This is a genomic window from Streptomyces sp. NPDC048269 (genome assembly GCF_040652395.1).
In the GTDB taxonomy this organism is placed as follows: domain Bacteria; phylum Actinomycetota; class Actinomycetes; order Streptomycetales; family Streptomycetaceae; genus Streptomyces.
Genome location: NZ_JBEZLW010000006.1, coordinates 12558 through 26011, shown reverse-complemented (window position 1 = coordinate 26011; position 13454 = coordinate 12558). Strand labels below are relative to the sequence as shown.

Sequence of the window (13454 nt, the reverse complement as noted above, 5' to 3'; positions counted from 1 at the left end):
AGCACGGGAGAGACCCCTCATGAGCAAGCAGACCATCCTCGGCCGCGTCACCCAGCTCGCCAAAGCCAACATCAACGCCCTGCTGGACCAGGCCGAGGACCCGCAGAAGATGCTGGACCAGCTGATCCGCGACTACACGAACAACACCTCGGAGGCGGAGCAGGCCGTCGCGACGACGATCGGCAACCTCCGGATGCTGGAGGCGGACCACAAGGAGGACGTGGAGGCGGCCGCCGAGTGGGGCGGCAAGGCCCTCGCGGCGAGCAAGAAGGCGGACGGCTTGCGGGCGGCTGGTTCCGCGGCGGATGCCGACAAGTTCGACAACCTCGCGAAGGTGGCGCTGGGCCGGCAGATGCAGTCGGAGAAGGAGGCGAAGACGGCGGAGCCGGTGATCGCCGCCCAGACGGAGGTCGTCGGCAAGCTCAAGTCGGGCCTGGAGTCGATGAAGAACAAGCTGACGGAACTCCAGGCGAAGCGCGACGAGCTGGTGGCCCGGGCGAAGACCGCGCAGGCGCAGAACACGATGCTGGACGCGGTGGAGAACATCGACGTGATGGACCCGACGAGCGACCTGAACCGCTTCGAGGAGAAGGTCCGCCGCGAGGAGGCCCTGGCGATGGGCAAGCAGGAACTGGCCGCGTCCTCACTGGACGCGCAGTTCGAGTCCCTGGAGGACCTGGGGAAGCAGAGCGAGATCGAGGCCAGGCTCGCCGCGCTCAAGGCGGGCGCGGCCTGACCCTTCCGGGGGCGGGTGCGGCGCCTCTGCGGGGGGGGCCGCCCCGAGCCCCCGTGCCCCCGTGCCTCCAACGCCGGTGGGGCTGGAATTTCCCCGCGTCATCCAGCCCGCGCCGGGCGGGCGGCATCAGCCGTGTCCGGCCCGGCCGGCATGTCAGGCGCGGGGTGCGCGGGGCGGAGCCCCGGCGGCGGTCAGCCGTACATGCTCAGCAGTTGCTCCGCCGAGAGCTCCGAGACCGCCTCCGCCGCCGCGCCCGGCAGGGGGAGCTCGAACCAGACCGTCTTGCCCCGGTGGGTGCGGCGCGTGCCCCAGCCGGCCGAGAGCAGGCCCACCAGCTGGAGGCCGCGCCCGCCCTCGTCGGTGTCGCGGGCCCGCCGGCGCCGCGGCTGGACCAGGTTCGCGTCCCACACCTCGCACACCAGCGTCCGGTCCAGCAGCAGCCGCAGCCGGATCTCGCCCTCCCCGTACCGCAGGGCATTGGTGACGAGTTCGCTGACCAGCAGTTCGGTGGTGTCCAGCAGGCCCTCCAGGCCCCACGCCGGCAGCTTCGCCCGCGCCAGCTCCCGCGCCCGGCCCACCGAACGGGCCTCGCGGGGCAGCTGCCAGTCCCCCACCGCGTCGACCGGCAGGCCCTGCACCCGCGCCATCAGCAGGGCGATGTCGTCCTCCCCGTGCCGGGTGTGCAGCGTGTTCAGGACGTGGTCGCAGACGTCCTCCAGCGGGCGGACCGGGTCCGCGAGGGCTTCGCGCAGGCCGCGCAGGCCCTCCTCCAGCGGGTGGTCGCGGGATTCGACCAGGCCGTCGGTGTACAGCGCGAGCAGCGCCCCCTCCGGCAGGTCCACCTCGACCTCCTCGAACGGCTCCCCGCCCACGCCCAGCGGCATCCCGGGCGGTACCTCCAGCAGCAGCGCGGGCCGCGCCGCCCCGCCCTCCTCGGGCGGCTCCACCAACACGGGGGGCATGTGGCCCGCGTTGGCGATCGTGCAGCGCCGCGTCACCGGGTCGTAGACGGCGTACACGCAGGTGGCGAGGTACACCTCGGAGCGGTCCGCGTCCCGTGAGTGCAGGGCCGCACGCGAAGCCTGCTGGGATCCGCCGGGGGCCCCGAGGCCCCGGGCGATCTCGTCCAGCGCGGTCAGCACCTCCGCCGGTTCGAGGTCGAGCAGCGCGAGGGTCCGTACGGCGGTCCGCAGTTCGCCCATCGCGACGGCGGCCCGCAGCCCGCGGCCCATCACGTCGCCGACGACCAGCGCCGTGCGGTGGCCGGGGAGTTCGATGACGTCGAACCAGTCGCCGCCGACCTCGGTGGCCGCGTTCCCCGGCAGGTAGCGGCAGGCGATGTCCAGACCGGCCGCCTCCGGGTCGCCGGGCGGCAGCAGGCTGCGCTGCAGTATCAGCGCCCGCTCGTGTTCGCGCCGGTAGAGCCGCGCGTTGTCGATGCACACGGCGGCCCGTGCGGCGAGTTCCACCGCGACCGCCCGGTCGCGTTCCCCGAAGGGTTCGCTGCCCTTCGTACGGGAGAACTGAGCGAGGCCGACCACCGTGTCGTGGGCGACCATCGGCACGACCAGCGTGGACTGCACGAGGCCGTCCGGTCCGCCGCCCTCGATCAGCCGCGGCCGCGCCGTGCGCAGCGCCAGCGCGCCGGGCGAGGCCGCCGGATAGCGGTGGATCTCCCCTACGGAGACCGGCGCGCCCGGTCCCGACAGCGGGGCGTCCGAGACGGCGGAGGCGAAGGCGACCCGCCGCAGGGGCGCGGACGGAGCCCGTCCGGCGCCCAGCCCGGGCGGCAGCGAGGGCACCCCGGGGCCCTGCGGACGGGCGGGCCGGTCGTCGTCGCCGAGCAGCAGCCCCTGGTAGAGGTCCACGGCGGCCAGGTCACAGAACCCGGGGACGGTGACGTCGAGGAGTTCGCGGGCGGTGGTCTCCAGGTCGAGGGAGTTCCCGATGCGGTGTCCGGCCTCGTTGAGCAGCGCGAGATTTCGCCGTACTCCGGCGGCCTCGCGGGCGGCGAGGTGGCGGCGGGTGACGTCGGTGCCGATGCCGGCGACGCCGATGGGCCGGCCCGTGCCGCCGTGCACGCGGTAGAGGTTGATCGACCAGTGCCGGTTCTCCCGGCTTCCGGGGGCGGCCCCGGTGATCCGGAGGTCGGTCACCGAGTCCCCGGTCTCCAGCACCCGGCGCAGGGCCTCGGCCATCCGGTCCGCCTCGTGAACCGGGAGGTAGTCGTGCACGGTCCGGCCCCGGTGCTCTTCGGCGGCGCCGCCGAAGACGGTGGCGAAGCGGCGGTTGGCGCGCTGCACGGTGAGGTCCGTACCGAAGAGCAGGAAGCCGAAGGGAGATTGGCCGAATATGGCTTGGGAGGCCGCAAGATCGGATTCGATCCGCCGCAGCGCGCGAACGTCGACGACGACGCACAGCGCGGCCCGCTCGGCGGCTTCCGTCTGGGTGGGCATCACATAGATCTCGGCCACGCCGTGCTCGCCGTCGCCGCCCGGGATCCGGAACGGGACGAGGCCGGTCCACTCCTTGCCGTCGAGGATCTCGGCGACCCGGCGGTGTCCGCCGGCACGAAGCTCGGGCGGCATGAAGGCGTCGACCGGATCGCGGCCCACGGCTTGGGCGGCGGTCAGTCCGAAGAGTTCCTCGGCGCGCAGACTCCACTGATCGATGAGCCCGTCGGGTCCGATCGAGAAGGAAGCGACCTTTATGTAGTCATATATCGAGCCAGGCGGACTGCTGTGCCACAGGGAGTCGTGCCATGTCTCCCCGGGCACCCTGGTCTGATGTGCCTGCGCAGGTATCTCGCTCACGCGACCGTCCCCTCCAGCTCACCGCAACCGGACCGGCCATGACCGCAGTATTCAGCACCACGGCCCCTGACGGCACGGCGTTCACGATCACAAAAAGGTCCCGTTAGTTTTTAGCCACCTCATGTGATGGACGGCCACCCTTCCCCTTGTTACTCACCAGGAAGGGCCAACTCGAACCACACAGTTTTGCCCGACTTCCCGTGGCGGGTCCCCCAGCGCTTCGAGGAGACGGCGACGAGGTGCAGTCCCCGGCCGCCCTCGTCGTCGGCTCTGGCGACCCGCTCGCGGGGCGGATCCGGAAGCGGATCGGAAACCTCCACGAGCAGTGCGGGGCCGCCCCCCGCTCCGCCGACGGCCGGATTCCGACGTTCCAGACGGACACCGATGGGGCCGGACGCGTACCGCAGGGAGTTGGTGACGAGCTCGCTGACCAGCAGGACGGTCACATCGCCGATGGAGTCCAGACCCCAGGCCCGGAGGGTGCCGCGCACGGCGTTGCGGGCAGTGCGGACGGCACCGGGCTCGGCGGGGAAGGCCCACTCGGCACATTCACCGTCTGTGTCGATCACGCCGATCACTTCCCGGGCCAGCTGGGACCCCAGTCCGGTTCGTCGGGGACGAAAGGGGGACGAGACAGGGATTAATAGCGACATACCCGATATTTGGGGCGTCGTACCACTCGATCCCGCACGCACGGCGCACTGTGGCGCAGACGGCCTACAGCGCGAGCGTCACGCGCCCCCCTGCGCCCTCTCCGCGCAGACGGCGCCCGGCTTCGGCGACCGCGGGCCGGTCCTGGTCGAGCCAGTCCACCGACTCCAGCTCCTCCGGCCCCAGCCAGCGCAGCTCGTCGTGGTCCTCCAGCGGCGCGGGCTCGCCGGAGACCAGGCGGGCGGTCCAGACGTGCAGGACGAGACCGGGTCTCAGCGGCCACTCCCCCGGGATCCGCTCCAGCGGTTCGGCCTCGACGCCGAGCTCCTCGCGCAGTTCGCGTACCAGGGCCTCGGGGGCGGACTCGCCGGGCTCGGTCTTGCCGCCGGGCAGTTCCCAGCGTCCGGCCAGCTCGGGGGGTGCACTGCGGCGGGCGGCCAGCAGGCGCCCCTCATGACAAAGGGCTCCGCCCACGACCACTCGTACAGTCATGGACGGAGCCTATGTCAACGCTGTCGCTCAATTCATCGTGGCGGTCTGACCGATCCGCTCGACCCAGTAGAGCTGCTTGTGTCCTTGGTCGTCGAGGCTGTCGACGACCTTCTGGGCCTCGGCCCGGGTGGGGTAGCGGCCCACCCGGTAGCGGTTGCCGTTGTCGTCCTGACGTATGACGTGCCACGGGAGCAGGGCACCGCTGTCGTTCATCGCGTTTTCACCCTCCGCCGGCGTACCTGCCCAGGAAACCGCATTGCGCATATGCCTGAGCTTACGCCCGGACTTTACGGAGCGGATACGGTTTTTCACGAAGAGGCACCTCGGGGGCGTACGCATCCGGCCACGCGTGCGAGTGGGCCGTGCGCTCCGGCTCGGATCCGGCGCACGGATGCCGGTGAGAGGGGGCGGGCCGGCCGTGACGAGGGAACCCGGGCCCGCCCGTGACGCTCCATCACCCCTGGAGACTGCCCGGGGGGTTACACCCCGACCCCGCATCATCAGGGCGTCACACCCCCGGACCCGCGGGTCAGGGGCGAGCCCCGGCGGGCGGAACGCACAGGTGGCGAGCCCCGGCGGGCGGGCCGCACGGGCGCGGCGGCGGCCGGGCCATGGCGTCGCGGGCCGGGCGGACTTCGGCGAGAGGGTCTAACGCACAGGGAGGTGGTACGACAGGCGGTAGCGGTCCGCCGGGACGACCACGTCGGCGGTTTCCACGGCGCGGCCAGAGGCGAAGTAGGTGCGCCCGATCACCAGCACCACGTGTCCCGGGACCCCGCCCAGGAGGAAGATCTCCTCCGCCAGGCCCGGCCGTGCGCCGACCTCCTCCACCACGTTGTCCACGACGACGTCGATCGCGGCCATCCGGTCGACCACCCCGGAGCCGCCCAGCGGGCCTTCCTCCGGCAGCATCACGGGGGTCCGGCCGGTCACGGAGAGCGGCTCCCACGAGGTCGACAGCATCATCGCCTCCCCCGCGTCACGGAATACGTACCGCGTCCGCATCACCCGTTCGCCCGGCTGGATGCCGAGCCGCTCGGCGATCTCCGCCGGCGCAGCAGCCTGCTCGCTGTTCGACTCCCAGGTGCCGCGCGCGCCGGAGTCCGCCTGCTCCTGACGGAACGGCGTCGAGGCGCCGCCCGTGCGGTAGCCGGAGCGCGCGACCCGCCGCGGCACCGGCTGCTCCCGTACGTACGTACCCGACCCGGACCGGCCCTCGACCAGGCCCTCCGCCATGAGGACCTTGCGCGCCTCCAGCGCCACGGTGTCGGAGACCCCGTACTCCTCGCGGATGCGGGCCTGCGAGGGGAGCCGGGCGTGCGGGGGAAGGGAACCGTCGACGATCTTCCGTCGCAGATCCCCGGCCACGCGCAGGTAGGCCGGCTGCTCACCGAAAGTCACTGGCCACTCCCATCAGGTTGACAGACAGCTACACCCTGGCAACCGACGGTTGTACATCGCAAGCAAGGGCCAGAGTTTCACCCGAAGTGATGAAGCCAGGTCACTCAAACCCGTTACCAGGCGTTACCCCGACGACGTCACGCCGCCTGTGCCGAGGGGCCCCGGCCGGGCTCGCCCTCCGGACTGCCCGAGGAGTCCTCCAGCCACTCGGGAACCTCCGTCGAGAGCCCGTACGCGCCGCGCAGCGCCTTCTCCGTGTCCAGGGACATCGCGCCCAGGGCCCGGCCCCACTGCTTGTCGAAGTCCGCCGCCGTCTTCGCCTGGGAGGTCCGCTGCCACGCCGCGCGGGCCGCCCCGATCTCCTTGAGCTGCGCCTGGACGGCCTTCTCCAGTCCCGGCCGGGCCTTGTCGGCCTCCAGCACCTTCGCCTCCTCGCCCAGCGCCGCGTACACCTCGCGCGCCCACGCCTGGTGTTCCGGGAGCGCGTCCTCGATCTCTTCCTCGGGCGCCCGGCCAACGAGGAACTCGACGGCGTTCGCGGCCCGCAGGAACGCCGCCTGCTCGGGCTTCAGCATGCGCGCGTCCCGGCGCAGGCTGCCCCGCTGCTCCTCCTCGGTCGTGCCGATCACGCACAGCAGCCGCCGGTCCCCCTGGCGCCAGGACTGGCGTGAGGGCGCGAAGTAGAACATGTCCGCGTACGCGGGCAGTGCCCACGTGTCCATCGCGTACTCGTCCTGCGCCTTCCAGCAGGCCTCCTCGGACGCGCGGTCCGCCTCGTCCGACTCGGGCACGCCCGTCAGGTCCGTCGCCTTCGACGCGGTGACCTCTCCGTGGTGCGCCTGCGCGCAGTCGACCTTGTACGTCAGCGGCCGCTCGGCCAGCAGGTCCCCGTCCGGGACGTTGAAGCAGTCGCCCGCCCGCAGGTCGTCGAGGTCCGTGAGGTCGCCCTCGACGTCGCTGAGCTCGCTCATCGCGTCGAGCCGGTCGCGGACCGCCCCGCCGACCCGGTCGACGGTGACCGCCAGGACTCCGGTCATCACCACGGACAGCACCAGGCCCACGATCGCCAGCGCCTTGCCCCGCTGGCCCTTCTTCGTGATCTGTACGAGGGCCACGACGCCGAAGACGATGCCCAGCGGCGGCAGGCACAGCAGCCCGACGAGGAGCGAGGCGAGCGCGAAGCCGTTGAGCTCCGGCTGCGACTGCGACTGCCCGTAGCCGGGCGGCGGCGCCCACACCGACTGCGGAGCGGGCGGGGGCCAGGAGTGGCCAGGTCCGGGCGGCGGGCTCGGCGGGGTGCTCACGGGGTGAGGGACTCCATCACAGGGCGGGGGCGAACGAATTCGCGAATAGTACGCAGCGGGGGCGCCCGCCCTGTCGGTCGCCCCCGCCTGTTCATCGCGGCTCAGCCGGTGTGCTCGGGTCACGTCCTCAGAACTGGAGCGCCCAGGAGTCGATCTTGCCGGTGTCGATGTTCGCGTTGTCGTTCACGCGCAGCTTCCAGACCCCGTTCGCGACCTCGGACGAGGCGTTGACCGTGTAGGTCTGGTTGATGTTGTCCGTGCTGCCGCCGGCCCGGTTGTGCAGGGTGTAGACGGTCCCGTCAGGGGCGATCAGGTCGACCTTCAGGTCACCGATGTAGGTGTGCTTGATGTCGACGGGGACGTACAGGGCCGCCGGGGCGTTGCCGGAGACGCCGCTGACCGTGACGGGCGATTCGACGGTCGAGTTGTCGTTGATCGCGTAGTCCGCGGTGTTCTCGAAGCGCGGGCCGGGCGGGACGGTGCCGCCGGTGCCGACGTTGAGCAGTCGGTTCGGGGAACCGGTGCCGGGGCCGGTCACCACGTTCGGGGTGGCCGCGGCGACCAGGCCGTCGCGGACCTGGGCCGGGGTGCTCGACGGGTTCTGCGACAGGTAGAGGGCGGCCGCGCCCACGACGTGCGGCGTGGCCATCGACGTACCGGAGATGGTGTTGGTGGCGGTGTCGCCCGTACCCCACGAGGAGGTGATGGAGGAGCCCGGCGCGAAGATGTCCAGGACGGAGCCGTAGTTGGAGTAGCTGGCCTTCGCGTCGGTGCTGGTGGTGGCGCCGACCGTGATGGCCTCGGCGACGCGCGCCGGGGACTTGGTCGAGGCGTCCGTGGACTCGTTGCCCGCGGCGACGCCGTAGGTGATGCCGGAGGCGATGGAGTTGCGTACGGCGGTGTCGAGCGCGGAGTCCGCGCCGCCGCCGAGCGACATGTTGGCCACGGCCGGCTTGACGGCGTTGCGCGTCACCCAGTCGATGCCCGCGACGACCTGGGCGGTCGTACCGGAGCCGTTGTTGTCGAGCACGCGGACGCCGACGATCCTGGCCTTCTTGGCCACGCCGTACGACCCGCCCGCGACGGTGCCGGCGACGTGCGTGCCGTGGCCGTGGCCGTCCTGCGCGGTGTTGTCGTTGTCGATGGCGTCGTAGCCGTCGGAGGCGCGCCCTCCGAAGTCCTGGTGCGTCTTGCGGACGCCGGTGTCGATGATGTACGCGGTGACGCCCTCGCCGGCCTTGTCCGGGTAGGTGTAGCTCTGGTTCAGCGGGAGCGCCCGCTGGTCGATGCGGTCCAGGCCCCAGGAGGGCGGGTTGGGCTGGGTGGCGTCGACGGTGAAGACGCGGTTCTGGACGACCGACTTGACCGCGGGGTCGGCGGCCAGCTTTCTGGCCTGCGCCTCGGAGACCTCGACGGAGTATCCGTTGAGGGCCGCGCTGTAGGTCCGGTCGATCTTCGCGCCGTACCGCTCGGCCACGGCCTTGCCGCTGTCCGCGGTGGAGCGGGCGGCGGAGTCGTTCAGGGTCACGATGTAGCTGCCGGAGACGGTTCCGGCGGCACCTGCGTTCTCGATGACGCCCAGCGGGGCGTTGCCGGCCGCGGAAGCGGGTAACGCGGCGGCCGCGCCGAGCGCGAGGGCCACGACGGCGATCGCGCTGATGCCGGCCGTCTTGCGGCGGGTGTGACGCATCACGGACATGTGAGGGGTCCTCCTCATAGGTGGTGCGCTGCGGGGGGTGAGGCGGAGCCGTACGCGCCGCAGGGTCGCACGGGACATGGCGGAATAGCCATGTCCATGACAAACCATTCGGCCCAACGGGCTGTCGCCACCAAAAGGTTGACGCACCGTCGTCGCGACCCACAAGAGCCCGGCCGAGCCGTAACATCCGTGCCATACACAGGCCATGATTGAGCAAAGGCGCCCCGCACATGACGCACGCACTCCCCGGATACGTCTGCCCCGAGGACGGCACCCGCGCGGACGTCCGGACCGCCCCCTGGTGCTGCCCGGTCTGCGGCAGCCCCTGGGACCTCGACTTCACGCCGGATCCGGCCAGTGTGCTGGAACCTTCCGCCGGACCGAACTCGCTGTGGCGGTACGCAGCGGCGCTGCCGCTGCCGGGGGCGTTCTCCGTGTCGCTGGCGGAGGGGCACACTCCGATGGTGCCGCTGGCGGAGCGGGTTCACGCCAAACTCGACTTCCTGATGCCGACGCTGTCGTTCAAGGACCGGGGCGCGGTGATGCTCGCGGAGCTGGCCCGGCGGCTGGCCCCGCGGCGGGTGGTGGCGGACAGCAGCGGCAACGCGGGGACCGCGGTGGCGGCGTACTGCGCCCGGGCCGGACTGAGTTGTGAAGTTTTCGTGCCGGAGGGCACCTCGGAGGGGAAGACGGACCGGATGCGGGCACACGGGGCGGCCGTACGGCTGGTCCCGGGAGGCCGCGAGGCCGCGGCGGCGGCGGCCCGGGAGGCCGCGGACGAGGCGGGGGTCTTCTACGCGAGCCACGTCTTCAACCCGTACTTCCTGCACGGTACGAAGACGTACGTGTACGAGGTGTGGGAGGAGCTCGGCGGCCGGCTCCCGGAAGCCCTGGTCGTCCCGGTGGGCAACGGCACCCTCCTGCTGGGGGCATCGCTGGCCGTGGAGGAACTGGCCCGGCGCGGAGTCAGGCCGCCGGCGCTGATCGCCGTACAGGCGGAGGCGGTGGCCCCGCTGGCGCGGGCGTTCGCCGCGGGCGCCGAGGAAGCGGACCCGGTGCCGCAACTGCCCACCCTGGCGGAGGGGATCGCGATCCCGGCGCCTCCGCGGGCCCGCCAGATCCTGGCGGCGGTCCGCAAGTCCGGCGGCACGTTCCTGACGGTCCCGGAGGACCACGTGCGCGAGGCCCGGCGGGACCTGGCCCGTCGCGGTCTCTTCGTGGAACCGACGGCGGCCGCCTGCTGGGCCGCGGTCGGTCCCCTGGCCCCGGACAACCCCCTCCAGGGCCGCACGGCGGTCCTCCCCTTGTGCGGGGCGGGCGCCAAGTAGGCGCGGCCGAGGGGCATGGTCCGCCCAAACGGTGCCGCGCCGCTGCCGGGGGATGGTCGGATGGTCGGATGGTCCAACCAAACAGGCGCCGCCGCTGCCGGGAGGCTCCGCCCCGGACCCCCCGCGCCTCAAACGCCGGCGGGGCTGGAATTGCCCTGCGGGCGATCCGGCCCCGCCGTGTGCCGTGTGCGGACGGCATCAGCCGAATCCGGCCCCGCCGGCGTTTGAGGCGCGGGGTCCGGGGCGGTGCCCCGATCGTTGAGCCCCGCCGACCCTCGAGGCGCACCCACCCAGCCGCGCCGACGCGTGTGAGACGCGCGGGCGGGGGCGGAGCCCCCCGGCAGCGGCGCCGGGCCGGACGTTCGTGTCGGAAACTCGCGAGACCCGATCGGGCCGGTCTGCTGAACTGGGCGCATGACCAGCAACCTTGACCTCGCCGCCCGGGCCCGCGCATTCGCGGCGATGCACACCCCCGCCGCCCCTCTCGCCCTGGCCAACGCCTGGGACGTCGCCGGCGCCCGTATCGTCGAGGCGGCCGGCGCGCCGGCCGTCGCCACCACCAGCGCCGGCGTCGCCTGGTCCCTCGGCTCGCCCGACGGCGACGCCCTGGCCCGGGACCGCGCCCTCGACCTCGTCGCCCGCGTGGCCGCCGCCGTCTCCGTCCCCGTCACCGCCGACATCGAGAGCGGCTTCGGCGCCGACCCCGCCGCCGTCGCGGAGACCGTCGCCGGGGTGCTGGCCGCCGGCGCGGTGGGCGTCAACATCGAGGACGGCACCCGCGTCCCCGCCGAGCACGCGGAGCGCGTCGCCGCCGCCCGCTCCGCGGCCGAGGCCGCCGGCGTCCCGCTGTACATCAACGCCCGCGTCGACACCTACCTCAAGGGCCTCGGCGACCCCGCCGGCCGCCTCGACGAGACCCTCGCCCGCGCCGCCGCCTACCTCCGGGCGGGAGCCAGCGGTATCTTCGTGCCCGGCGTCACCGATCCGGCCACCGTCGCCGAGCTCGCCAAGGGCATCGACGCCCCGCTCAACGTCCTCGTCGGCCCCGGCGCCCCCACCGTGGCCGAGTTCGGGGCCCTCGGCGCCGCCCGCGTCAGCCTCGGGTCCTGGGTCGCCGAAGCCGCGTACGCCGTGGTCCGCCGCGCCGCCGAGGAGCTGCTCGCCGACGGCACCTACGGATCGCTCGCGGACTCCCTCCCGTACGGTGAGCTGAACGGCCTGCTCAAGGGCTGACCAAGGCAGATCAGAGCGGATCAGAGCGGATCAACGACTGAGAGGATCCGGGTCATGCGCATATCGACTCCGGTGGACAGCAAGCCGACGGCCACCACCCCGGACCGCAAGATCACCGGCGCCGTGTGGACGGCCCTCCTGCTCGTCTACGTCGTCTGGGGCTCGACCTACCTGGGCATCCGGATCGTCGTGGAGACCATGCCGCCCTTCCTCTCCGCCGGAGCCCGCTTCATCGCCGCCGGGCTGCTGCTGACCGTCGCCGTCGCCTGGCGGTACGGCACTGCCGCACTCAAGGCCACCCGCGCCCAGCTCGGCTCCGCGGTCCTGGTCGGCCTCCTGCTGATCCTCGGGGGCAACGGCCTGGTCGTGCTCGCGGAGACCTCCGTGCCGTCCGGGCTGGCCGCGCTGCTGGTGGCGGCGGTGCCGATGTGGGTGGTGGTGCTTCGGGCGAGCACCGGGGACCGGCCGCCCCTGCGCACCCTGGGCGGGGTCCTGGTCGGCCTGGCCGGGCTGGCGGTGCTGACCAGCCCGGGGCTGAGCGGAGAGGTACGGCTGTCCGGCGTGCTGCTGGTGGTGGCGGCGTCGGTGCTGTGGTCGCTGGGTTCGTTCTCGGCGTCGAAGGTGAGCCTGCCGGGCAATCCCTTCACGGGCAGCGCGTACCAGATGCTCGCGGGCGGGGTCGCCGGAGTGCTGGTCGGCCTGCTGCGCGGTGAGCACCGAGGTCTGGACCCGGCGGCCTTCTCCACCGCCTCCTGGCTGGCCCTCGGCTACCTCGTCGTCTGCGGCTCGCTCGTCGGCTTCACGGCGTACGTGTGGCTGCTCCAGGCCGCGCCGCTGTCGCTGGTGTCCACGTACGCGTACGTCAATCCGGTGGTGGCCGTCGCACTCGGCGCGCTGATCCTCGACGAGGCCCTGACCTGGCCGATCCTGCTCGGCGGCGCGATCGTCGTGGCGGCGGTGGGCGTGATCGTCAGTACGGAGCGCAGGTAGCGGGGGAGCCGGCGCGGGCCTCGCTCAGCCACGCGCGGCCCGCTCGTACAGCGCCTTCGCGCGCTCGTCGAACAGCGCGGCCGTGGAGTCCACGTCCGTGTCCCCGCCGCTCAGCACCCCGATGAGCCGGCCGGGCCCGACCGGACCGCCCCGGTCGGCGATCCAGGGGCTGCCGCTGGTCCCGGTCCAGAACCCGGCGCAGCTGATGTACAGCATGTCGGGGTCGTCCTCGTCGTGGCGGGTCTGCGTCGTGCAGGAGACGGGCTTGTTCTGCGGGTTGTGCTCGGACTCCGGATAGCCGACGACGGTCACGTCGCGCTGGTAGCCGGAGGTCCACTCGGGCTTCGGCGCCTCGCCGCGGCCGCCCACGGCGTCCTGGATGCTGCGCCCGTCCTCGTCCGGGGCGATGGTGAGGAAGGCGAAGTCGGCGGTGTCCTCGCCCCACTTCGTCCAGCGCTCGTCCACGTGGATCGAACTGACCTTCCACACCCCCAGCGGGTGGCTGCCGGAGCCCTCTCCGGAGAAGGCGGGAGCGAAGGCGAGCTCACCGATGGCATGGCCGTCGTGGGCGAGCTCTCCGGGCTGCCCGTCCTCGCCGGGCGGGGCCACGCAGTGCGCCGCGGTGGCGACGACATTGCCCTCCGGGCTGTCGACGACACTCGCCGTGCACCAGTGCTCGCCGTTGGCCGTGAGGACGCCGACGGTGGGGAAGGGGTGCACCTGCCGGTCGCCGGGCGCCTCGAGGAACGCGACGGCGAACACCGCCGCGATCCCCGCGGCGGCGGCCACCGATGCCCCCTTCGCCAC

The 13454-nt window shown here is 72.7% G+C and carries 12 protein-coding genes; 4 read left to right on the top strand and 8 right to left on the bottom strand.

Annotated elements, in window-relative coordinates; all coding sequences use genetic code 11:
- Nucleotides 1–19 precede the first annotated feature (19 nt).
- Nucleotides 20–736, top strand: a complete 717-nt coding sequence (locus AB0D48_RS08860; RefSeq protein ID WP_362392414.1) for a PspA/IM30 family protein — start codon at nucleotides 20–22, stop codon at nucleotides 734–736.
- Nucleotides 737–927: 191 nt separating this feature from the next.
- Here the strand turns inward: AB0D48_RS08860 and AB0D48_RS08855 are convergent, their stop codons facing one another.
- The 7 genes from AB0D48_RS08855 to AB0D48_RS08825 all read right to left on the bottom strand — a co-directional run bounded on the left by AB0D48_RS08855 (nucleotide 928) and on the right by AB0D48_RS08825 (nucleotide 9096).
- Nucleotides 928–3486: a SpoIIE family protein phosphatase gene (locus AB0D48_RS08855; RefSeq protein ID WP_362393024.1), complete on the bottom strand. Its 2559-nt coding sequence runs from the start codon at nucleotides 3484–3486 to the stop codon at nucleotides 928–930.
- 212 nt (nucleotides 3487–3698) lie between these two features.
- On the bottom strand, nucleotides 3699–4127 hold the full coding sequence (locus AB0D48_RS08850) for an ATP-binding protein (protein ID WP_362392412.1): 429 nt from the start codon (nucleotides 4125–4127) through the stop codon (nucleotides 3699–3701).
- A gap of 139 nt (nucleotides 4128–4266) precedes the next feature.
- On the bottom strand, nucleotides 4267–4692 hold the full coding sequence (locus AB0D48_RS08845; protein ID WP_362392409.1) for a (deoxy)nucleoside triphosphate pyrophosphohydrolase: 426 nt from the start codon (nucleotides 4690–4692) through the stop codon (nucleotides 4267–4269).
- A 27-nt stretch (nucleotides 4693–4719) separates the two neighbouring features.
- On the bottom strand, nucleotides 4720–4905 hold the full coding sequence (locus AB0D48_RS08840; RefSeq protein ID WP_362392406.1) for an SPOR domain-containing protein: 186 nt from the start codon (nucleotides 4903–4905) through the stop codon (nucleotides 4720–4722).
- Nucleotides 4906–5340: 435 nt separating this feature from the next.
- A complete protein-coding gene (locus AB0D48_RS08835) occupies nucleotides 5341–6093 on the bottom strand; it encodes a GntR family transcriptional regulator (protein WP_362392403.1) in 753 nt (250 codons plus the stop codon).
- Nucleotides 6094–6230: 137 nt separating this feature from the next.
- Nucleotides 6231–7397, bottom strand: coding sequence for a DUF4190 domain-containing protein (locus tag AB0D48_RS08830; protein ID WP_362392400.1), 1167 nt, complete (start codon nucleotides 7395–7397; stop codon nucleotides 6231–6233).
- A gap of 127 nt (nucleotides 7398–7524) precedes the next feature.
- Nucleotides 7525–9096 (bottom strand): S8 family peptidase, encoded by a 1572-nt coding sequence (locus AB0D48_RS08825; RefSeq protein WP_362392397.1) that lies wholly within the window; start codon nucleotides 9094–9096, stop codon nucleotides 7525–7527.
- 230 nt (nucleotides 9097–9326) lie between these two features.
- On the opposite strand from AB0D48_RS08825, the gene AB0D48_RS08820 reads away from it, so the two are divergent.
- The 3 genes from AB0D48_RS08820 (at nucleotide 9327) to AB0D48_RS08810 (ending at nucleotide 12647) form a co-directional block, all read left to right on the top strand.
- The gene (locus tag AB0D48_RS08820; protein WP_362392394.1) at nucleotides 9327–10424 is read left to right on the top strand and encodes a pyridoxal-phosphate dependent enzyme; all 1098 of its coding nucleotides are present in this window, start codon (nucleotides 9327–9329) and stop codon (nucleotides 10422–10424) included.
- Nucleotides 10425–10838: 414 nt separating this feature from the next.
- Complete coding sequence (locus AB0D48_RS08815) at nucleotides 10839–11657, top strand: isocitrate lyase/phosphoenolpyruvate mutase family protein (protein WP_362392391.1); 819 nt, start codon at nucleotides 10839–10841, stop codon at nucleotides 11655–11657.
- 54 nt (nucleotides 11658–11711) lie between these two features.
- Nucleotides 11712–12647 (top strand): EamA family transporter, encoded by a 936-nt coding sequence (locus AB0D48_RS08810; RefSeq protein ID WP_362392388.1) that lies wholly within the window; start codon nucleotides 11712–11714, stop codon nucleotides 12645–12647.
- Nucleotides 12648–12671: 24 nt separating this feature from the next.
- Here the strand turns inward: AB0D48_RS08810 and AB0D48_RS08805 are convergent, their stop codons facing one another.
- Nucleotides 12672–13454 carry a trypsin-like peptidase domain-containing protein gene (locus AB0D48_RS08805; protein ID WP_362392385.1) on the bottom strand — a complete coding sequence of 261 codons (783 nt, stop codon included), beginning with the start codon at nucleotides 13452–13454 and terminating at the stop codon, nucleotides 12672–12674.